General features: G+C 65.3%; 17 protein-coding genes and 1 tRNA gene. 6 read left to right on the forward strand and 12 right to left on the reverse strand.

Annotated elements, in window-relative coordinates:
• Nucleotides 1-84 precede the first annotated feature (84 nt).
• The 3 genes from ACSC1P_RS12465 (at nucleotide 85) to ACSC1P_RS12475 (ending at nucleotide 4,570) form a co-directional block, all read left to right on the forward strand.
• Nucleotides 85-1,431 (forward strand): isochorismate synthase, encoded by a 1,347-nt coding sequence (locus ACSC1P_RS12465; protein ID WP_435360512.1) that lies wholly within the window; start codon nucleotides 85-87, stop codon nucleotides 1,429-1,431.
• A gap of 1 nt (nucleotide 1,432) precedes the next feature.
• Nucleotides 1,433-3,226, forward strand: a complete 1,794-nt coding sequence (gene menD, locus ACSC1P_RS12470; RefSeq protein ID WP_435360513.1) for a 2-succinyl-5-enolpyruvyl-6-hydroxy-3-cyclohexene-1-carboxylic-acid synthase — start codon at nucleotides 1,433-1,435, stop codon at nucleotides 3,224-3,226.
• A 63-nt stretch (nucleotides 3,227-3,289) separates the two neighbouring features.
• Entirely contained in the window at nucleotides 3,290-4,570 is a 1,281-nt protein-coding gene (locus tag ACSC1P_RS12475; protein WP_435360514.1) for an outer membrane protein assembly factor BamB family protein, read from the forward strand.
• On the opposite strand, the gene ACSC1P_RS12480 is transcribed toward ACSC1P_RS12475, so the two are convergent.
• Nucleotides 4,554-5,483: a J domain-containing protein gene (locus tag ACSC1P_RS12480; RefSeq protein WP_435360515.1), complete on the reverse strand. Its 930-nt coding sequence runs from the start codon at nucleotides 5,481-5,483 to the stop codon at nucleotides 4,554-4,556. The genes ACSC1P_RS12475 and ACSC1P_RS12480 overlap by 17 nt on opposite strands.
• Nucleotides 5,484-5,600: 117 nt before the next feature.
• On the opposite strand from ACSC1P_RS12480, the gene ACSC1P_RS12485 reads away from it, so the two are divergent.
• Nucleotides 5,601-6,236, forward strand: coding sequence for a LysE family translocator (locus ACSC1P_RS12485; protein ID WP_435360516.1), 636 nt, complete (start codon nucleotides 5,601-5,603; stop codon nucleotides 6,234-6,236).
• Nucleotides 6,237-6,453: 217 nt separating this feature from the next.
• Here the strand turns inward: ACSC1P_RS12485 and ACSC1P_RS12490 are convergent.
• Nucleotides 6,454-6,538 (reverse strand) — tRNA-Ser (locus ACSC1P_RS12490).
• 100 nt (nucleotides 6,539-6,638) lie between these two features.
• Here ACSC1P_RS12490 and ACSC1P_RS12495 point away from each other — a divergent pair.
• Complete coding sequence (locus ACSC1P_RS12495) at nucleotides 6,639-7,589, forward strand: AAA family ATPase (RefSeq protein ID WP_435360517.1); 951 nt, start codon at nucleotides 6,639-6,641, stop codon at nucleotides 7,587-7,589.
• A gap of 158 nt (nucleotides 7,590-7,747) precedes the next feature.
• Nucleotides 7,748-8,629 (forward strand): mechanosensitive ion channel family protein, encoded by an 882-nt coding sequence (locus tag ACSC1P_RS12500; RefSeq protein WP_435360518.1) that lies wholly within the window; start codon nucleotides 7,748-7,750, stop codon nucleotides 8,627-8,629.
• 43 nt (nucleotides 8,630-8,672) lie between these two features.
• Here the strand turns inward: ACSC1P_RS12500 and gdhB are convergent, their stop codons facing one another.
• The 10 genes from gdhB to ACSC1P_RS12550 all read right to left on the reverse strand — a co-directional run bounded on the left by gdhB (nucleotide 8,673) and on the right by ACSC1P_RS12550 (nucleotide 19,862).
• Nucleotides 8,673-9,962, reverse strand: a complete 1,290-nt coding sequence (gdhB, locus tag ACSC1P_RS12505) for a glutamate dehydrogenase GdhB (RefSeq protein WP_435360519.1) — start codon at nucleotides 9,960-9,962, stop codon at nucleotides 8,673-8,675.
• Nucleotides 9,959-10,108, reverse strand: coding sequence for a rubrerythrin-like domain-containing protein (locus ACSC1P_RS12510; RefSeq protein WP_435360520.1), 150 nt, complete (start codon nucleotides 10,106-10,108; stop codon nucleotides 9,959-9,961). Before ACSC1P_RS12510 ends, gdhB begins: the two co-directional genes overlap by 4 nt.
• Before the next feature lie 116 nt (nucleotides 10,109-10,224).
• Entirely contained in the window at nucleotides 10,225-13,047 is a 2,823-nt protein-coding gene (locus ACSC1P_RS12515; protein WP_435360521.1) for a bacterio-opsin activator domain-containing protein, read from the reverse strand.
• A gap of 64 nt (nucleotides 13,048-13,111) precedes the next feature.
• Nucleotides 13,112-13,651, reverse strand: a complete 540-nt coding sequence (locus ACSC1P_RS12520) for a DUF7519 family protein (protein ID WP_435360522.1) — start codon at nucleotides 13,649-13,651, stop codon at nucleotides 13,112-13,114.
• Nucleotides 13,651-15,030, reverse strand: a complete 1,380-nt coding sequence (locus ACSC1P_RS12525; protein WP_435360523.1) for a DUF58 domain-containing protein — start codon at nucleotides 15,028-15,030, stop codon at nucleotides 13,651-13,653. Before ACSC1P_RS12525 ends, ACSC1P_RS12520 begins: the two co-directional genes overlap by 1 nt.
• On the reverse strand, nucleotides 15,027-15,590 hold the full coding sequence (locus ACSC1P_RS12530; RefSeq protein ID WP_435360524.1) for a DUF7269 family protein: 564 nt from the start codon (nucleotides 15,588-15,590) through the stop codon (nucleotides 15,027-15,029). Before ACSC1P_RS12530 ends, ACSC1P_RS12525 begins: the two co-directional genes overlap by 4 nt.
• Nucleotides 15,587-16,555, reverse strand: a complete 969-nt coding sequence (locus ACSC1P_RS12535) for a DUF4129 domain-containing protein (protein WP_435360525.1) — start codon at nucleotides 16,553-16,555, stop codon at nucleotides 15,587-15,589. Before ACSC1P_RS12535 ends, ACSC1P_RS12530 begins: the two co-directional genes overlap by 4 nt.
• Nucleotides 16,556-16,615: 60 nt before the next feature.
• A complete protein-coding gene (locus ACSC1P_RS12540) occupies nucleotides 16,616-17,602 on the reverse strand; it encodes a DUF4129 domain-containing protein (protein WP_435360526.1) in 987 nt (328 codons plus the stop codon).
• A gap of 195 nt (nucleotides 17,603-17,797) precedes the next feature.
• A complete protein-coding gene (locus ACSC1P_RS12545) occupies nucleotides 17,798-18,787 on the reverse strand; it encodes a hypothetical protein (protein ID WP_435360527.1) in 990 nt (329 codons plus the stop codon).
• Between the two features lie 172 nt (nucleotides 18,788-18,959).
• Nucleotides 18,960-19,862, reverse strand: coding sequence for a diacylglycerol/lipid kinase family protein (locus tag ACSC1P_RS12550; protein WP_435360528.1), 903 nt, complete (start codon nucleotides 19,860-19,862; stop codon nucleotides 18,960-18,962).
• Nucleotides 19,863-20,451: the final 589 nt, after the last annotated feature.

Consider the following 20,451-nt stretch of genomic DNA (forward strand, 5'->3'; position numbering starts at 1 on the left):
TCCAAATTCTGACACTGGTAAATACTTTCTCCCGATTGGGCACAATGGACAGGTTTTAGCAGACGTGTTCCCGAGACTACTTCAATGGAACGAGCGCGTAGCGAGGGCCGGGTCGTGCCCTCGGCGGCCGACGAGGAGTACGCACTCGTCAGCCGAAGCCGCCGAATCGACGACGTGTCTTATCGGGCGTTCCTCGCCTCCCGTGACCCCCCACGCCTCCAGTGGGCAGGGTTAGAGGGCCTCGAACTTGCCGGCGCGGGTGCCGCAGCTCGCGTCACCGCGAGTGGGCCCAACCGGTTCGCCGAGGTGCGAGAACGCGCGACGACGCTCTTTGCGGACGCCGACTGTACGAACACCGACGCCCCACGACCGCGACTCGTGGGCGGGTTCGCCTTCGACGAGGACCACGAGCCGGCGGACCCGTGGGACGGGTTCCCCGCCGCCGAGTTTCTCCTGCCGGAAGTCCAGTTGACGCGGACAGACGACGGGACGTGGCTCACCGTGAACCGGTACGGGAGAGACCCCGACGCCGAGGCCGTCGAAGCACAACTCGACCGGGCCGCGACCGCAGTGGCAGACCTCCCGGCGATGCGTCCCAGTGGCGTCACGCCGGGTGTCCTGTCCACACGGCGGACCACACCGAAGGCTCGCTGGGTCGAACAGGTGATCGACGCGACCGACCGGATTCGCGACGACGACCTGCGAAAAGTCGTCCTCGCATGTGCGCTGGACGTCGAACTCGCGAGCGAAGTCGACCTGCCGGACGTCCTCGAACGACTCAGACGGACCTACCCGAACTGTTTCCGCTTCCTCGTCCAACCGACCGACGACGCCGGCTTCATCGGTGCCCCGCCGGAACGACTCGTGCAGAAGTCCGGTCGACACGTCGAGACGGAGGCACTCGCTGGCTCGGTCGGTCGCGGTGGGACGCCGGAGGCCGACGCCGACCTCGCGCAGTCGCTCGTCGACTCTGCGAAGATTCAGCACGAACAGGGACTCGTCGTCGACGCCATCTGCGAGCAACTCGAACCGCTCGGGACGGTGACCGAGGGCGACCAACGCGTCCGGAAACTCAACAATATTCAACACCTCCAGACGCCCATCTCGGCCGAACTCGACGACGACCGCCACATCCTCGACATCGTGGCGGCGCTCCACCCGACGCCGGCCGTCGGCGGCCTGCCACCGGAGACGGCCGCCGAGACTATCCGCGAGGTCGAGACGTTCGCCCGCGGTTGGTACGCCGCACCCATCGGCTGGTTCGACGGCGATGGCGACGGCGAGTTCCTCGTCGGAATCCGGTCCGGACTCGCCGGGGGCACCAGAGCGACGCTGTTCGCGGGCAACGGCATCGTCGGTGACTCGGACCCACAGGAGGAGTGGGACGAGATTCAGCTGAAGTACCGGCCGCTGCTGGACGAACTGGAGTAACATGCGCGAGTACCCACCGAACCGCAACGTGCTGTGGGCCGAGACGCTGGTCGACGAACTCGCCGCTGGCGGGCTTTCTGCGGTCTGTCTCGCCCCGGGGAGTCGCTCGACCCCGCTCACGGTCGCGTTCGCGGAACACGACGACGTAGAAGTCTTTTCACACCTCGACGAGCGCGCAGCGGCGTATTTCGCGCTCGGTCGTGGCCGCCGGACCGGCGAACCGACCGCGCTGGTCTGCACGTCTGGAACCGCGGCCGTGAACTTTCACCCGGCGGTCATCGAAGCGAGCCAAGCGCGCGTACCGCTGCTCGTCCTCACCGCCGACCGACCCCCGGAACTGCGCGACTCCGGTGCGAACCAGACCATCGACCAGGAGAAACTGTTCGGTACCGCGGTCCGCTGGTATCGCGACCTGCCCGAACCGGAGCCGACGCCACGGAAACTCCGCCGCCTGCGGACCGACGCGGCCCGGGCGCTGTCAGAAACGGAGGGCGCGCCGAAAGGGCCGGTGCACCTGAACTGTCCGTTCCGCAAACCGCTGGAACCGGTCGACGTTCTCGGTGACGTCCCCGACGACTGGGCCGCGGGCGACGAGCGAGCCGCCGAGGGACGTGCCGGTGGCGAGCCGTACGTTCGCCGCGCACAGGGACGACTGACGCTCTCGACCACCGATAGTGACTGGCTTTGCGAGGCAGTCGACGCGGCCGACAACGGGGTGATTCTGGCTGGGCCAGCGGACCCGACGAGCGTCGACGACGGCGACCTTTCCGCCGAACTCGCTCGCCTCGCTCGCGCCACGAACTTCCCGATTCTCGCGGACCCGCTCTCTGGACTCCGTTTCGGCGACCACGTCACCGACACACCCGTCCTCGGTGGCTACGACGGCTACGCCGACCGGCTCTCCGAATTCGATGCGACACCCGACCTCGTCCTCCGATTCGGCGCGTCGATGACCTCGAAACCTGCTCGGAAGACGATTGCCGATTCAGACGCCAGACAGGTCCTCGTCGACCCGGCCGGTGAGTGGCGCGACGCCGAGTTCGTCTGCTCGGACCTCGTCGTCGCTGACCCGGCGTCGGTCGCCAGCGAGTTAGCCGACTCAGTCGAAGCCGGCACCACTTCGCCCGGTGATTCCGAATTTTGCGACCGGCTCGTCACAGTCGACGACCACTATTGGGAGTCGATGGCCGAAGAACTCGGAGACTCAGAGGGTGACCTCGAAGGCGCAGTCCTCTCGACCGTCCTCTCGGACGCCCCGGACCCCGCGACTGTCTTCGTCTCGAACTCGATGCCGATACGCGACTGCGACCGCTTCGGCGCGCCGCGCGCTGCCGACCTGACCGTCCTCGCCAACCGGGGGGCCAGCGGCATCGACGGTATCGTCTCCACGGCGCTCGGTGCCGGCTCCGCGACCGACGACGAGCTCGTCCTCGTCACCGGCGACCTCGCGTACTACCACGACATGAACGGGCTGCTCGCGCTCGCGCGCTGTGACGTCGACGCGACCATCGTCTGCCTCAACAACGACGGCGGCGGCATCTTCCACCTGCTCCCCATCGAAGAGTTCGACCCACCGTTCACCCAGCAGTTCAAGACACCCCACGGGCTGGACTTCGCGGCGACGGGCGACCTGTACGACCTCGACTTCGAGCGAGTCGACCCCGACGCGTTTTCGGCAGCGTATCGAGACGCGCTGGCGAGCGACGGAACGACCGTCGTCGAGGTCGGCTTCGACTCGGAAGCCAACCATCGGGAGCGCGAGCGCGTGACCGACGCAGTTCGAACGCGACTCTGACCCTCGGGTCGGGGACGTCCATCTGCCAATCGATTTATGTAATGGGGCGAGTGTCCCTTGGTTATGCAACGACGGGACGCACTCGCTGGACTTGCGAGTGTTCTGGTGAGTACTGGCTGTCTACGGTTACAGGACGCAGGTGGGGCCGGCACAGAATCCGCGACGCGCACCTCGGCGACGGCGACGAGCACCGCAACCAATACACGGACGACGACGCAGAGTACGGAACGACCGGAGACGACAGAAGCAGAGACGACGACAGAGACTGAAGACTCGGCTGGGCCGCCGGTCACGGGAACGAGTCGCTCGTTCGCATACGACGCTGCGAACACCGGCTATTACGACGCAGCGGGGCTGACCGACAAACCACGCAAAGCGTGGACGGTCTCGTTCTCCGATGCCATTACGACAGTGCCAGCGATAGTCGACGGGACGCTGTACGTCTCTGCCGACGGACTGGCCGCACTCGACGCCCGGACGGGCGAGGAGCGCTGGTCTGCGGGCACTGGTGGTCGCTCGTCACCGAGTGTCCACGACGGAACGGTCTACTCGTCCGATTACCGGACCGTCGGGGCGTACGACGCCGAATCAGGCGACGCGCTCTGGGAGGCCGAAGCGAACGCGAGTCGCCTCACGGTCGCAGACGGTCTCGTGGTCGCTGCGGGTGACGAGGGCGTCGCTGCGATAGACGCAGAGACAGGTTCAGTCCAGTGGCGAGTGCTCACCCAGCGCCGGTTCGACAGCGCGCCAGCCGTCGTCGACGGGACCGTGTACGTGGCCGACCGCCCGCGTGACCAACCCGGCCGCCTCTCCGCCCTCGACCTCGACACAGGTGACCGCCAGTGGCAGTACGAGGTCGACGAGGCGGACGGGAGTGGCGCTCACTACTACTTCACCGGTGAACCCGTCTACGCGGACGGAACGGTGTTCCTCGCGTGTGAAAATCGGGTCGCCTACGCGGTCGATGCCGAGACCGGCACGGAGGTCTGGCAGACGACGACCATGGGTGGATTGAATCCAGCACCCGCGGTCGTCGACGAGACCGTCTACTTCGGACAGGACGGTGGGGCGGTCCTCGCTCTCGACAGCCAGACTGGCAATATCGAGTGGGAAGCACGGGACGGGACCGGCTCTATCGTCTCGAACGTCGTCGCCACACAGGAGAGCGTGTTCGTGGTCGACGATTCTGGGCTACTGGTCGCCTACGACCGCAGCAACGGGAACAGCCGGTACAAACTCGGCCTCGCTCGGTCACGCGCACGCTGCGGCCCGCTCGTCCTCGACGACTGGCTGTTCGTCGGCGACGGCGACGGCACCCTCCACGCCTTCACGACGGAGAACTGAGTACCCGTGAGAACAGGACGGCGTAACCGAAGGGCACCCAGCACGCCCCGAGGACGAACAGGCTAGCCGGGTCGAGCAGGCTCACGCCGAGGAACGACAGCAACAGCGGGACGAAGACACTCAGCGCGCCGAAGCCGATGCTCGAAATTCGGGGAATCGTGAGCAGGTAACCACACAGCAACAGCGTACAGGCGCCGATTGTGACGTTCACCAGTATGCCTACACCCGGCGCTATCGTGGTGAACGCCAGCAGCGGGTACATGACGAAGATGGCGACGACGATGACGAGCATGTTCTGCGTCAGGCGAACCTGAACCGGCTCGGTCTCCAGTTCGTCTTCGTCCCAATCGTGGACCGAGTAGCCGTCCCACGCTTCGTCTTCGTCGTCTTCGGCGACGTGCTCGCGCTCGCTTCGTGTCTCACGACGCGCCTTGTACTGGTCGCCCCTATCGCTGGCCCACCACTCGGCGCGATTCGTCGCGCCGCCGCCGTCCGTGGTCGTCTCCTGGTCGCCGACAGAGTAGCTCCGGTTCGTGCTGTTTCCCGCATCGGCGGCCTGCTGGTCCGAACCGGGATAACTGCGTCGGCGGTTGCGGCTCCGCTGCTGTGCACGGCTGCGGCGCTCATCGTCGCGGCTACTACTCTCCGTCTCGCTCGCGGTCCGCCCCTGGCCGAAGTGGTCACTGAACGACCCGGTGTAACTAGCGTGACCGAGTCGGTCGTAGCGCGCTCGCTCGTCCGGGTCGCCTAACACTTCCTCGGCTTCGGTCACGCGCTGGAACTCCTCGCTCGCGTCCTCGGCGTCGCTCAGGTCCGGATGCGTCTCTTTGACGCGGCGACGGAACGCCGCCGTAATCTCATCCTGTGTGGCGTCCGGCGCGACGCCGAGCACGTCGTAGAACGTCTTCGTCATGGGCGAACCGAATCAGTGTCATCCTGTAGGCTGGTCACTCACAAAACAGTTCTTGCTCTCGACACCATCGTTGTCGCCGACGATGGGCTGAAATCCCCCGCGCCCGTCCACTGGCACGTGCTCGACACGTCGACGCTTCTCGCGTTCGTCCCGGCCGCCATCGCGGTCGTCCTCGCCCCCGGTCCCGACACGATGTTCGTCCTCTCGCGTGGCCTCGGCGGGGGCCGACGCGCTGGCCTCGCCGCCGCTTGCGGCACGGCGACTGGCGTCCTCGTTCACACGCTGGCCGCCGTTGCCGGGCTCTCGGTCCTCTTGCAGACTTCGGCGCTCGCGTACTCGCTCGTGAAGTACGTCGGCGCGGCCTACCTCGCCTACCTCGGTATCCAGACCCTGCGCGACCGCGAGGGCTTCGAGGTCGAAACTGACGCGGTTTCGGGTGACGGCGACCCGTGGGCAGCCTATCGCCGGGCCGTCGCTATCAACGTCTCGAACCCGAAGGTAGCCGTGTTCGTCCTCGCGTTCCTCCCCCAGTTCGTCCCCGCGGGGACCGCTGCCCCCGTCGAGATGGCCTCACTCGGCGTCGTCTACGCTGCACTCGGCCTGGTCTATCTCGGCCTGCTCGCCGTCTTCGCCAGTCGTGCCCGGACGCTCGTCGCCGAGTCGGAGCGGTTGCCGACGCTGCTTCGCGGGGTCAGTGGAGCCGTGCTCGTCGGGTTTGCGGCGTTGCTGGCACTGGAGACGCAGCATGGGTAGCGTAGTTGCTGGTGCTCCGTCGTTTTTCCAGAAAACCGGTCGGGAGATTTGAACCACGGTCGCGCTGCTCACTTCGCTCACACCGCTCCCTGGTTCAAATCTCCCTGTTCGGCTTCTCTCGACGCTGCCTCCTCGCTCGGCTCACGGGCTTCGCCCGTTCGCCATTCGAGTCGTCTCCGACGACTCGCGTCGCTCGTCGGTGTTGCGTCGAGAGAAGCGCCGAGAGGGAGATTTGAACTCCCGTGTCCGTGAGGACAGTAGATTTCGAATCTACCGCCTTGGCCGGGCTAGGCTATCTCGGCTCATCTCCACGTTTCCGTCTGCCATTATTATGAATTTCGATTCGTCGCGCAGGGAGGTATCAACCGTCACGCATTTATTCCAGAACGCTCAGTGAAGATTATGGACGTAAGCCAAGCGAACGAGGACTGCAACGCAGTCCTCGACGCCATCGGGAACGCGGTCATCGCCGACCGCGAGTTCCTCGAAACCGTACTGCTCGGCGTCGTCGGCCGTGGGCACGTGCTGCTGGAAGACGTGCCCGGGACCGGCAAGACGCTCACGGCACGGACGATGGCCGCCGCCCTCGGACTGTCCTTCTCCCGCATTCAGTTCACCCCCGACCTCCTCCCCGCGGACGTGACCGGTACGCACGTGTTCAACGAAGAGACCCGAGAATTCGAGTTCCAGCCGGGTCCCATCTTCGCCAACATCGTCCTCGCCGACGAGATCAACCGTGCCCCGCCGAAGACGCAGGCCGCCCTGCTCGAAGCGATGGAAGAGGCCCAGGTCACCGTCGACGGTGACACCCGGAAACTGCCCCAGCCGTTCTTCGTCATCGCGACGCAGAACCCGGTCGAGCAGGAGGGGACCTTCCCACTGCCCGAGGCGCAGGTCGACCGATTCATCGTGAAGTCCTCCATCGGCTACCCCGACGAGGCAGGCGAAATCGAACTGCTGCGCCGCCGCGCCGGCCGCGAGGAGCAGAGCCCGAGCATCGAGCGCGTGCTCTCCGACGACGAGGTCGCAGACCTCCGTAAGGTGCCAGAGGGCGTGAAGGTCCACGACGACCTGCTCGACTACATGGCGAAGCTTTGCCGCGAGACGCGCAAAGACGGTCGCGTCGAAATCGGCGTCTCCCCGCGTGGGACCCAGCGCCTGTTCGAGGCTGCCCGCGCCTACGCGACTATCACCGGCCGTGAGTACGTCACGCCCGATGACATCAAGCGCGTCTCTCGGCCGGTGCTGGCCCACAGACTGGTGCTCACGCCCGACGCGATGGTCAACAACGTCGACAAACACGAAGTCATCAGTGCGGTTCTCGACTCGGTGCCGGTGCCGACTGTCGAATAACCGGTTCCACTGTCCCTCCGTTTTTACGTCGATACTGTCGAGCGATTCGTCTCAGTGCAACAGCGGTAGTGCCGGCAACCAACCCCGTTGGAACGGTGCGAGCGGCCGTTTTCGCCATCCAGCTATAAGACGACTGCCACAAATGGTTCTCACGAGCAATGTTACCACTTCAGCAACAGTCGGTACTCGACCCGAACCAGATTGTCCAGTCTCTCGTCGACGCGGCTGTTACCGTCGTCGTGTTCATCGTCGTGTTCGCAATCATCTACGTCCTCGGCAAGTCGGCCGCGACTCGGTCTGTCCGAACCGGACTCCAGAGTCGCGGGTTCGAAGATTCTATCATCGGACTCGCGGTGAGCACGACAGTCGTCGTCGTCACCGTGTTGGCCATCGCCATCGCGGCGACTGTCGCCGGCTTCGGCGTCGTCCTCGCGGCGTTCGCCACCCTCGCCGGTGCCCTCGCGTTGGCGGTCGGGTTCGCGGCGCAGGACCTCATCGCCAACTTCGTCGCCGGCATCTTCATCATTCAGGACGAACCGTTCGAGGTCGGCGACTGGATAGAGTGGGACGGCAACGGCGGCGTCGTCCGCGAGATTCAGCTTCGCGTGACGAAACTCGACACGTTCGACAACGAACTCGTGACGGTCCCGAACTCGGACCTCGCCAATGCGGCCGTGTTTAACAACGTGGCCAACGAGACGCGCCGGGTCACCTACGACTTCGGTATCGGCTACGGCGACGACCCCGAAGTGGCCCGCGAGGCGGTTATCGACGAGGCCTCCCAAATCGAGGGCGTACTCACTGACCCCGAACCGTCTGCACCGGTCGTCGACCTCGGGGACTCGGCAGTCGTCTTGCAGGGGCGTCTCTGGATAGACCCCGAAGAGAGCAGTTACGGCGCGGTCAAGGCCGAGTTCGTCGAACGGGTGAAGGCGCGCTTCGACGCCGAGGGCCTCGACATGCCGTACCCGAATACGGAACTCTCGGGCGGTATCGAAGTGAGGAACGTCGGCGGTGGCGGAGCACCAGCAGACGACTAAAGCCAGCACCACCGATGACGCTGAACCGTCGGCGTGCCCGCACTCAGGGCCACAGCCCACGCGCGTCGTGGGCCGCCGACAGTCTGTCGAGGGCGACCGCGTAGGCGGCGTCCCGCCACGTCACATCGCGCGACTCGTAGGCGTCTCGAACCGCGTCCCAGGCGCGCTCCATCTCTGCGTTGAGTTCCTGGTGTACCCTGTCGTGTGACCACTGTCGTCGGTTGATGTCCTGGAGCCACTCGAAGTACGAGACGGTGACACCACCCGCGTTCGCGAGGATGTCGGGTATCACCGGTACATCACGCGCCTCGAACAGTTCGTCGGCTGCGACGGTCGTGGGACCGTTCGCCCCCTCGACGACGAGGTCGGCTCGAACGTCTCCGGCGTTCTCGGCGGTGAGGACGTTGCCGACGGCGGCCGGAATCAAGACATCCACGTCGAGTTCGAGGAGGTCCTCGTTCGGGAGGACCTCGTCTGCAGCACGCGTGACGGCTTCCGGTTCTTCGTCGTGTGTCGGAATCGACGCGACGTCGAGACCGTCCGGGTCGTACGCCGCCCCGTTCACGTCGGAGACGGCGACGACGGTCGCACCCCACTCGTCGAGTAGTCTGGCCGCGTTCGCACCGACCGACCCGTACCCTTGTACGGCCACGGTGGTCGTCGCGAGGTCACGCTCGTAGTAGTCCAGTGCGGCCCGGGTGACGAGTGCGACGGACCGTCCCGGTGCTTCCTCGCGCCCGTGCGAACCGCCGATGACGGGCGGTTTCCCCGTGACGACGCCCGGTGTGGTCTCACCCTCTTGCATGGAGTAGGCGTCCATGAACCACGCCATGGTCTGTGCGTCGGTCCCCATATCCGGTGCGGGGATATCTCGCATCGGTCCAACCGTCTCCCGTAACTCCTGTGCGAATCGGCGGGTGAGTCGCTCGCGCTCGGCCTCGCTCAGGTCTTTCGGGTCGACGACGACGCCGCCTTTCGCGCCACCGAAGGGGAGGTCCATCACCGCACATTTCCACGTCATCCACATCGCGAGACCGACACATTCGTCGCTGGTGACTTCTGGGTGGTACCGGAGTCCGCCCTTGTGTGGCCCACGGACGCTGTCGTGCTGTGCCCGGTAGCCGCGATAGACGGCAACGCTGCCGTCGTCACGTTCGATAGGTATCGTCACTTCCACGACCTTCCGGGGATGTGTCAGCCGCGCGACGACCGATGGGTCGATGTCGACGAGTTCGGCCGCCCTGGCGAGCTGTCGTCGCGCCGTCTGCAGTGCCGTCTGCGATTCGCCTGCGACGGCAGGCTCAGCGTCGATTGCCTGTCGACTGGTCGTCATTCGAGTGGGACACCGCGATGGCGGAACCGGCTCCCGCAGTCGTCGCAGTCGCCGGGATTCTGTGCACTCACCACGATGGTTCCGCAGCGATAGCATTCGTATGTCGATTCGTCTTCGTCGAGTTCGACGTCCTTGTTCAGAGCCATGCTGAGTTCACGTCGCTGTCCGCGACGACTGCTGATATTAGGGGTATAAGGATGAGGATAGTAGTTGACTATCGAACCATGAAAATCCACCACACAGTGTACTATCCAACCCCAATTCAGTCCCCGGTACTCGGGGAGACACCTACCTCGTCGAACAGTGTCGAGAACAGCTTCCGCTCGACGCGACGCACGTGATTGTAGAACGCCGTCGACGAGATGTCCAGCGCGCTGGCGACCGCCTCACCGCTACTCTCGCGGGGTGACTCGAAGAATCCGCTGTAGTACGCCGTTTGGAGGACCTCTAGTTGTCGGTCGGTGAGTCGGTCGAAGAGCGTCGCGTACAGCCCACGCGGTTCGACCGGTTCGTGCGTCTGTTTCGAGTGGAGTTCGACCGATGCGAACTCCTTGGCGACGAGACGTTCGACGCTACGGGTGTCGACGCCGTCGGGCACGTCCACGGTGAGCGAGGCAGACGCACCGTCCGTCGAGACCTCTTGTAACACGGCACCGTGGTCTGCGAGCGTGAGTGCGACGAACGGCCGTGCGAGTTCGAGGCGGAGGAGTCTCGCGTCACCACTCTCACCGATCGCCGTCGCTCCTCTGACCTCGACCAGTTGCGCGGCGACGGTCGCAACGGTCGTCGGGTCGGTCCCGTCGACCGAGACGAACACCGCGATTCCGTCGTCCATCTGCTGGACGCCGCCGCGGAATCGGAGTCGACAGTCGGTCTCACGTGCGATTCGCGTCAGCACGAAGTCCTCGTCTACGACGTCTAGTTCGAGGCTCGTTCCGCCCTGTGTGAGCAGTGCACTCTTTCGCTCGACGGCGCTCATCGCCGACGCGATCGTCTCTCCCAGTTCGGTGAACACGGTCCGGTCCGTTTCGCCGAACGCCGCGGACCGGTCCGCGTACACCGTCAGGACGCCGTAGGAGACCTCGTCGTAGGCGAGCGGGACGCTGATGACCGACTGGAACTCGCGGGAGAGCGCGGCTTTACGCCACTGTTCGTCGTGTAACCCGTCGACGACGCTTTCGACGACAGTCGCCGAACGAGCTTCGGCAGTGCGGGTCGCCGGTTCGGCCGCCGTGAGGTCGAACGACGTGGCGTCGAGGTAGCCGTGGCCGGTGCCACTCCAGGCGTACGGTTCGAGCGCGTCGCCCGCGGTGGTCGGCCGACCGATCCACGCGAAGCGAAACCTGTCGGTGTCGGTCAATCGCTCGCACACGGTGTGGGCGATTTCTCGTTGCGTCTCGGCCCTGACGAGCACGCGGTCGATGTCCCTGATGACGGTGTTCAGTCGGTCTAACCGAGTGAGGCGCGTGTTCTGACGTTTTCGCTCCCGTTCCTGTTCGCGAAGCGCCTGTTCACGCGCGACACGGTCGAGGGCGGCTTCGGCGGTCGCGCCGAGCAGGTCGGCCAATTCTCGTGAGACGGCGTCGAACTCGGTCCGCTCGTCACTGCCAGCGACGAACACGCCATGGTCGCCCAGTGGGACGAACGTAGCACTCCGAAGACCGGTCACCGGGTTCGACAGTGCGTCCGCGTCGTGGACGTCCGGGAAGAACTGGGGGTCGCCGTCGACGAAAGTTTCACCGACGAGACTCGTCTCACCCGGTTGGAGCGCAGGGAGCGGTCCCGACAACCGGCGCATCGTCGGCGAGGACGCGACAGCCCTGAATTCGTCGCCGTCGCGGTCGAACAGGTACGTCGCCGTCGCGTCCATGTCGAGAACCGAGACGCCATCGTCGACGACGTGTTTCCCGATTTCGGAGGCGGTCTCGGCGTACAGCAGGTTCCGACTCGTGCTGTGGAGCGCGGCCAACGCTTCTTCGCGCCGCTTGCGCTTCGTGATGTCACGACAGCTGAAGAGGGTGGTACCACCCTGAATCGACACTTTCCGAACGTTGACGAGCAGTGTGTGCAACTCGCCGCCGCTGTCGGTGGCGGTACACTCGATGTTCGTCAGGACCCCGTTCGCGTCGAGTTCGTCCGGGTCGAACAGGTCGTCGCCGAGGAGTTCGTCGATGGTGCCGAGTTCGTGTATCTCCGCGGCCGAGTACCCGAAGATGAAGTGGACGTTCGGGCAGACGTAGGTGAACCGGCCGTCGTCGTCGGTCATCAGGACCGTGTCCGTCATGTTGTTGAGCGTGACGCGGTGCAACTCCTCCGACGCCTGGAGGTCGTCGACGATGCGGGCGCGTTCGGTCACGTCGGTCGTCTGGACGACGAGTGACTGGTCTCGTTCCCCCGTCGGTCGGACGTGAACGTCGAGCGTCCGCTCGGCCGTCGAATCACCGGCCACCGACGGGACGGTCACCTCGAACGACGCCGGTACTCCGTCCGATGCAGTCGCGACTGCGGCCTCGACCCGCTCGCGCTCTGCATCGTCCCACCACTGCGTGGCCCCGAACGATGTATTGTACAGCTCTTCTGGGCTTTCGTCGACGAGTGCGAGCGCGGCATCGTTCGCTCGAACCACCGTGCCAGTCGCGTCGAGTACCCACGCTGGCGCGTGCTCGTCTGTGAACAGGGCTTCGAACAGTGTCGCCCGTCTCCGCCGCCGCTGGCGGGTTCGACCGACTTCGACACAGCGGTCGACCGCTTCGGCAACTCGCGACGCTGCTTCCGCGACAGACAACGGGACGTATTCGTCGACACCGGCCGCGACGAGGTCGCTCACCGTCTCGGCGGCGACATCGTCCGCTGGACAGGCGACGACGCCTATCTCGCGCGTGTCGACGGAGCGGAGGAACGAGACGAACGTCTCGTCGTCCGGTACGCCGACCAGAACCAGACAGGCCGGGGGTACCCGCTGGAGTTCTGCCTGAGCCGCAGCCGTCGTCTCGACGGAGCGCGTCTGCGACGAATTTTCGAGGGGTGGGAGGGCGTTCGCGTCCCCCACGACGAGGACACCCTCGGGGGCCAAATTCGGAGCCATCGCCGCGAAGTATGTAGTCAGTGCGGTAGAAACCACCGGGTCGGCTGCGAGTTCGCCGACCGCGTCACTGCCGCAACGCCGTCGTCAGAATCACCACGGCGAGTATCATCAGCGCCAGTGCAGTCAGCGGTTGGCCCTCGGTCGCCACCTGATACACACCGAAGGCGGACCCGGCGGTCAGGATTCCGACGACCGTCGAACCGCCGACGTGCGCGAGTTCTGCACGACTAGTGTCCGCACCGCGGCCGAGTTGCTCGCCGATGCCGATGGCATTCTGGCCGACGTCCCACGCGAGGACGGTACCCGTCGTGCCGACGAGCATGAGTAGTTCGGCGGCCGGAGCGGTTCCGGTCGCCCCGGCGAACACCAGTCCGCCGAAGAGACCGACCGCGCCGATGTGGACCAGTCGGCGCGAACCGAGGACCACGCCGGGGGCGAGGGCGGCCATGCCGATGGCCGCACCGATGACGCCCGCACTGCCGGTGAGGACGGCTGCGAGGGCGGCCAGCGCGCCAGCACCGAGTGCGACGAGTGCGGAGAGGCGGGCTGGTCGACGGTCGATTTCGCCCGGTTTCCGAGCGTCTGTGTCGGTGTCGTTCGCCATCATTGCCACCTCTTGGTGCCGCGGGCCAGCGCATTGGCGAGGTTCTCGTCCGGGTTCCAGTCGAGGACGCGGATGCCGCCAGAGCGCAGGTCGCGGATGCGGGTCTTTCGCTCGGCGCGGGCGACCCGCTGACCGAGCGTCTCGGTGTTCGTCGCGTCCGGACTGACGATGGTCACCTTGTGCCCGTGGGCGTGGATGAGCCGTGCGGCCTTCATCGCGCCGTCGTCGGCCAGCGGCGAGAAGAACACGACCTGTGCGTCACTCGCCAGTCGTTTCCGGAGCGTCCGGACCCCGAGCGTGACGGAGTAGAAGCCCTGTGGCTTCTCGGAGGAGAGCGCCGGATGATGGGCGAACAGTTCTTCGACCTTCGCCCGGTGTTCGTTTCCGAGGCTCGGCCGAAGCCACACCTGCTGGGGCGTGAGCGCCGTGATGCCGACGCGGTCACCGGTCTCCAGCAGCGCGCTGAACACGCGGCCGGCGGCATCGATGCCGAGGTCTGCGGCGTGCAGGCCGTCTTCGTCACGGCGGACGTACGCCTCCTGTCGCAGGTCGAGCAGACACATGACGGTCGCCATGCGCTCTTCTCTGAACAGGAGCGTCGAGAGGTCGCCCGTGCGGGCGTAGCGTTTCCAGTCGACTCGCGAAAGCGGGTCGCCGCGGCGGTACTCACGGGTCGAGTGGAACTCGACGCCGTCGCCGCCGATGTCGGTGTTCACGCGGCCGGTGTACTGCGAAGCCTGCTTGCGCAGGGGCACCGGAATCGTCGCCTGGAGCGACGGGGTACACACCATCTCGTTGTCGGTCCGGAAGCGGGTATGCGTCTCCTCAGACCCGGACCAGCCGCGGATAATCGCTTCACACGTCTTGAACTCGTGGGTGCCACGTTTGGCCGTCAGCGTGTAGCTGAACGAATCGGTCTCGCCCGGCCGAAGGGCGGTTCCCAGCCGAGCCGAGCCGTCCTCGACGGTGAGTTCGTCCGGGACGCCGTCGACGAGGCGGATGTCGGGCAGGATTCGCTCGCCCGTGTTCGTCACCCTGACCGTCACCGTCACCTCGTCGCCGAGGTCCGGCGTCAGGTCATCGATGTCGCGAGTGATACGGAGCGAAGCGTTTGGGGCTTCCGTGATTCGGGCGTAGGCGAGGTAGCCGACGCCGACGACCGCGGACAGCAACAGGGCTGGCTGGCGGCTGATGACGCCTACCGCGCCGGCCACGAGCGTCACCGCGGCGATACCGCGCCAGTGGTTCGTCGACTCGGTCGTCTCCGTGATGACGCGCTGAGAGTGCGTACTTCCGTCGCTCGTCTCGGTATCGGTCGACGCCGTCTCCGCCTGCTCGGTCGTTGCTTCCGGTCTGTCTCGCTGTACCGTCTCACTCATCGGTCGTATTCCTCCGACATACGTGCGACCTCGGCGGCGGCGTGCGTCGCCCACCGGTGGAACTGCGAGCGCGTGGTCCCGCGGATGTCCACCCGCGAGAGCAGCGACGCGCCCTCGACCGACCCGGTGAAGAACGCGGCCGCGTAGGGGTCGTCGGTCCACTCGCCGGTGTCGATGCGACGTCGTGCTTCGGCCAGCGAACAGCCTTGTGTTCTGGCGATGGTCGTCACCGTCACCTTCTCTAATCGTTCACTCACGGACGCCCGACTCTCGGCAGCGCGTCGGCTGCTCCCAGCGGCCCGAAGCAGTTCGTCGAGGTCGTCGCCCGGCGTGGGTAACTCCTGCGAGCGCTCCGGGTCGGGCGTCTCGACCTGTTCGTACGGCGTCTTCAGTCGGGACGACCCGATACGGACGCCCTGCAACAGCGCGATAGCGCCGACGAAGACGAGAATCGTCTCGCTGGCAGACATGTCCGCGGCGATGCCGGGGAACGCGACTAGCGTGAACGCGAGGGCGGCGACCGCGACGCCGACGATGGAGAGGACCGTGCGGAGCTTCATCGACTCTCATCCTCCACGTGGGCCTCGATGCGCCTGAGTGCTTCGACCGCCCGTCGCTCGCGTTCGTCCGTCGCTGCCTCGTCACCATATCGGACCAGTTCGAACAGTTCGGTGAGTTCGGCCACGTCGCCGTGGTCGAATCCGGCGTCGATGGCCGCCCGCTCGAACTCGCGTGGCGTACTCGACTCGGGATGGTCCACCGGGAGGTTGCGAGTCATCTCGACCCACGCCCGGTAGATTTCGTTGTCCACGTCGTCTGCGGACTCGATACGGTCCGCTGCATCGCCCGCAGCGACGGCGACTGCCTGCGCGTCGGTCGGGTCCGGCGCGTCGTCACCGTCCGGGTCGACCCCGAACTCGTCGTCTTCGTCCGCGTCAATGTCGTCCTTCGAGATGGCCCATGCACCCGCAGAGACCACCACCAAGATGCCGACCGCACCGAGGAGCAACAGCAGCGGCGTGGAGGTCGTCGGCAGGTCGCCGTCACCGTCACCGTTGCCGGAGCCCTGCCCACCGCCCGCCTCGGGTGGGTCAGGCGAGCCCTCACGCGAGCCGTTCCGTTCCTGTTCTTGCGGGTTCGGCGTCGGACAGGCGAAGATGAACGGGAGAACGAGAGCTAACACGAGCAGCAACATGAACAGCACTGCCACTGCCACCACGCCGTCGTATCGACGATAGGTTCCGAACGTCGCCGTCGTGACGACTGCGAGGATACCGAACGCCAGCCACGGCGGGAACTCCGTCTCACATTCGGACTTCACGGCGGGCTGTTGCGGTGGCGGCACCGTCGTCTGCCCACCGCCACCCGATGTCGTCACCTCCTGGGTGACGGTCGCCCCCGGTCCACTCTGGGAGGGACCGCTGGAGCCAGAGTTCGTCGTCTCGGAGAGGGTCCCCGCCGCGACAGCGATGGCGAGGACACAGCAGACCGCGACGACGAGCACCCCCAGATTCCTTCGATTCACAGCCAATCTACCTCCAAACGACACTTAGTGTTGCCGAAGTGTCAAGCGATTTTTTGTCCATCACTCACTGCCTGCCCGCGGTTCGTCGGTCCGCGCGTATTCGCTCTCGATAGACCGTAACGCGTCGACTGCACGCGCCTCTACGTCGTCCGTAACGGTCCGGCCGCCGTAGCGAACTTGCTCGAACAAATCGGTTAGTTCACGCACGTCGGCGCGAGCCATCCCGGCGTCGACTGCGGCGCGCTCGAACTCTGCCGGGGTACTCGATTCGGGTGCGGCCACGTCGAGATGGGTGGTCATCTCTCGCCACGCTCGATAGACGGCGTTGTCGACCGGTTCGTCGTTCTCCAGTCGAGTCGCGGCTCGTCCCGCTGCCGCTCCGAGCGCGGCCATGCGCTGTCCCGTCGATTGGTCCGTTTCGACCGGCGCGTACGTCTCGTCTTCGAGGTCTTCGTCGTCCTCGTCCTCGGGGTCTAGCCAGAGCAGGTAGCCGACAGTGGCGAGGACGACGAACCCACCGAACAATAGGAGCAAGAGCGGGAGCTGTGCCCCGATGTTGCCCGGATTCTGGGCGAACCCGAGCGACGAGGAATCGCCCCGAGTAGGTGGCGTCACTTCCGACGGGATGATGGAGAACGGCTCGGGCTCGTTCTGGACGCCACAGTTCGTCAGAAACAGCCAGAGGAGGAACCCCGGCAAGCCGACTGCGCCGATGAGTCCGGTCGCGGCGAGGCTGTCGTGCTTCCGTTCGACGGACAGCCACAGTCCACCGGCGAGAAGCACTACGAGCGCGAAGAACTCTCCGGAGAGCAAGAACGGGAGACAGATGGCGAACGAGAAGGCGAACTCGCCGGGGTCGGTCAGCGGGTCCGCGTTCGCAGAGCCACCCTCACCAGTCCGGCCGGTCGCCGCGTCGTCGTTCGGGTTCACGACAGACGAGCTGCCGCCCCCGGCGGTGTCTGGTTCGACGATGGTCGCGGCGGCGACTGCCAGCGCGACGACACAGAGGGCAGCGAGCGCGAGTTGGACCGTCTTCTCGCGATTCACGGCGACGAGTTAGGGAGGTGGCCACGAGAGTGTTACGCTAACCCACATCGTGACTGTAGTCACGCGACGAGCGGCTTGTGAGCGGTTTCCCACTCGTCAGTCAGCGAAGCCCTTCGCGTCCGACGCGACAGTGTCGATGGGCATGGCCATCGGTTCACAGACCAGCCTGGAAAACTCCCCCGACCCCGGGAACGGTCAGAACTTCGTGCGACGGGTGAGGAACACGTCGCCGTCGTTCTCGACGACGTGCTCGCGGTTGCGGCGCGTCAGCCGCTGAGCGATGCGTGGATTCCGCCGGATGGTGTCTTTGTCGACTCGACGGACGCCCATCTCGGCCAGTTTCTCGTCCGAGAGCGGTTTGAGTGAACTCGGCTGAGTCTCGGGCGCTTCGACCGTGACCGTGACCGAGGTGTTCGTCTCTCCTGCCGTGTCGTACACCGCCGGTTCGTTCTTGACGGTCACCTCCATCTCTGAACTCTGATTCATGTCTGCACGGTACTTGGTGTACGTCGTCGCCTTGGACTTCCACGGACCGTCGGGGAGGGGGTTCTCCTCACCGTCGTCGTAGAACCACTGTCGGGTGATGGAATCGGTGCTATCGAAGTTCTCGCTGACTCCGGTCGCTACCTTGTCGAGGTAACTCCACGTCGCTTGGCCAGTCCCGACGTAGGGGACGAATCCAGCACCGTACTCTACCGTGTCGAACGCGAAGTCGTCCCAGCCGTAGGTGTCGTCACCGTCGGTGAATCCCTTCGCCCCTAGCCACCCGTCGAGGACGTTCTGCTGGAAAACGATGTCCGACGATTCGGTGTACTCACACACCGTCTCCTGCCCTCTGATGTAGTCGATGTAGCCCGAGAGTGGGTGGTCAGCCGTCGCCTTCGTGCTGACGAACGAGGAAGTGGTCACCCACATCTGCCACGTGTCGGTGTTGCCACCCGTAGCCTGTGCTTCGCTCACTCGAACGACCGTGTCGTGGCTCGTCTCGTAGTCTCCGGGGAACGACGTCGCAGTGTCACTGTCGTGGGATTCCAGCGGATACTGTGGGTACTGGCCTGGGCACTCGTACGGCGAGCACTCGGGCGCTGCTCCGGCGGACCCGACCCCACCGGCGAGGAGCGTCGCGCCAGCCGCGCCGAGTCGTTTGAGAACCGTGCGTCGTTGCGTTCTATTGCCATCCGACATGATGCAAATCGATACATAATAGCCAATGGTAAATTTCTTTGGTAATTTGTGGTGGAACGTAATAGTGTGCCCGGGACAGTCCCTGCGGGACGGAACGTTCCACACGATGCGGAATCCCACGACACTGTTCGAATATGTGTTTCTTTCGCCCGAGAACAGAGACGCTGTCCAGTCACTTTGGCGAGGGCTCGTACCCCTCGCCGACGCGAAGCGTCAGCCCCTTCGGCAGAATCGAGAACGCGAGCGTTTCGTACTCGCCGAGTTCCCCGTCACGACTGAACCGAATCGGGCCTTCTTGCCCGGCGACTCGAATCTCGTTCGCCTGAATGTGGGTGACTCCGGGCGTCTCACGACCGAGGAGGCGGTGACTGACGGCTTCAGTCACGAGCGAACTCGTCGGCATCTGTTCGACGATGGCCACGTCGAACAGGCCGTCTTCCATGTCGCCCTGTCCGCCCTGTTCGACGAACTTTCGGGCGTTGCCGACGAGCAGACACATCGCTTCACCCTCCCACGTCTCCGCATCGGTGTCACCCTGTGCGTCGAGGCGGATGCGGAGCCCGTCGAACTCCAGTGCTTCCTGGACGCCCGTGACGAGGAACGCGAGCGTGCCGAAGCGCTTTTTCAGGTCACTCGTCGCGGCGACGCTCGCGTCGGCCGGGAGTCCGGCGATACACGAGACGATGAAGGGTTCGTCGCCGGCCATCCCGACGTCGACCTGCCGTTTCTCGCCGGTGTCGGCGACCTCGACGCCCTCCTGGAGCGTCTCGACGCCGATGTTCGTCGCGAGGATGTTCGCAGTCCCGACGGGTATCACACTCAGGACCACCTCCGAGAGGTGGTTGGCTTCGTGGAGCCCTCGCAAGACTTCGTTGATCGTTCCGTCACCGCCACAGACCGCGAGCTGGGAGACATCGTCTTCGCCAGCTTCGCGGCCCAGTCTGACGGCGTCTTCTGGGCCTGTCGTCTCCACGACTTCGAACCCGCGGGCGCGGAGTAATCGAGTCACGTATTCGCCGTGGTCGCCCGTGCCACTCACGGGATTGACGATGGCCCGGCGTGAACCGACCTGCATACTGCACCCGACGCGCGTCCCGGACTTAGGTCGTTCGTGTCATTCCCGTCTCACAGGTTCGACCGAGTGACGACTCATGTGCCGCTTCGAGCGATGAAACGTCGACCCATCGCCTCAGTGCCGATTGCTGCCGCCGACTCGACAGCGACGGCGCGTGCGCTGTCGCGGCTCGCGACACCGATGGGCCAACCGCCTACAGGCCCCAGACACTCTACAACAGCCTCGTAATCGAACACTTCTCGCCGAGTGACGTTCGTTTCAACGAACGTGTATTTAGAGTAGCCCAAAGTCCGAAGACACGCGATAACCGCGGTTTCGTAGCGACGAGCGTGGCTCTTTCGACCGTCAGCGTCCGTCGAGTACTCCGGGCGTTCCGAACCGTCCCGCGACCACACTGGCCATCTCAAACACATCATCCGCGGCTATTAGGCAGGATAACTAACCCCTACCCGAACCCTGTAGGGAGCATGGGACAGATGTCAGGTGTCGGATTCGCGACACGGGTGACGACCCACTGGCACGAACACGAGCGGCCGGTCAGTGGAACTGGACCGGTGAAACACGGAGCCGGACAGACGACACGCGAAGT

It is taken from the genome of Haloarchaeobius caseinilyticus, from assembly GCF_051207395.1.
Taxonomy (GTDB): Archaea; Halobacteriota; Halobacteria; order Halobacteriales; family Natrialbaceae; genus Haloarchaeobius.

Coding starts and splice junctions, on each gene's coding strand:
- ACSC1P_RS12465 (WP_435360512.1), top strand. CDS start 85: ATGGAACGAGCGCGTAGCGAGGGCCGGGTCGTGCCCTCGGCGGCCGAC.
- menD (WP_435360513.1), top strand. CDS start 1,433: ATGCGCGAGTACCCACCGAACCGCAACGTGCTGTGGGCCGAGACGCTG.
- ACSC1P_RS12475 (WP_435360514.1), top strand. CDS start 3,290: ATGCAACGACGGGACGCACTCGCTGGACTTGCGAGTGTTCTGGTGAGT.
- ACSC1P_RS12480 (WP_435360515.1), bottom strand. CDS start 5,483: ATGACGAAGACGTTCTACGACGTGCTCGGCGTCGCGCCGGACGCCACA.
- ACSC1P_RS12495 (WP_435360517.1), top strand. CDS start 6,639: ATGGACGTAAGCCAAGCGAACGAGGACTGCAACGCAGTCCTCGACGCC.
- ACSC1P_RS12500 (WP_435360518.1), top strand. CDS start 7,748: ATGTTACCACTTCAGCAACAGTCGGTACTCGACCCGAACCAGATTGTC.
- gdhB (WP_435360519.1), bottom strand. CDS start 9,962: ATGACGACCAGTCGACAGGCAATCGACGCTGAGCCTGCCGTCGCAGGC.
- ACSC1P_RS12510 (WP_435360520.1), bottom strand. CDS start 10,108: ATGGCTCTGAACAAGGACGTCGAACTCGACGAAGACGAATCGACATAC.
- ACSC1P_RS12515 (WP_435360521.1), bottom strand. CDS start 13,047: ATGGCTCCGAATTTGGCCCCCGAGGGTGTCCTCGTCGTGGGGGACGCG.
- ACSC1P_RS12520 (WP_435360522.1), bottom strand. CDS start 13,651: ATGGCGAACGACACCGACACAGACGCTCGGAAACCGGGCGAAATCGAC.
- ACSC1P_RS12525 (WP_435360523.1), bottom strand. CDS start 15,030: ATGAGTGAGACGGTACAGCGAGACAGACCGGAAGCAACGACCGAGCAG.
- ACSC1P_RS12530 (WP_435360524.1), bottom strand. CDS start 15,590: ATGAAGCTCCGCACGGTCCTCTCCATCGTCGGCGTCGCGGTCGCCGCC.
- ACSC1P_RS12545 (WP_435360527.1), bottom strand. CDS start 18,787: ATGTCGGATGGCAATAGAACGCAACGACGCACGGTTCTCAAACGACTC.
- ACSC1P_RS12550 (WP_435360528.1), bottom strand. CDS start 19,862: ATGCAGGTCGGTTCACGCCGGGCCATCGTCAATCCCGTGAGTGGCACG.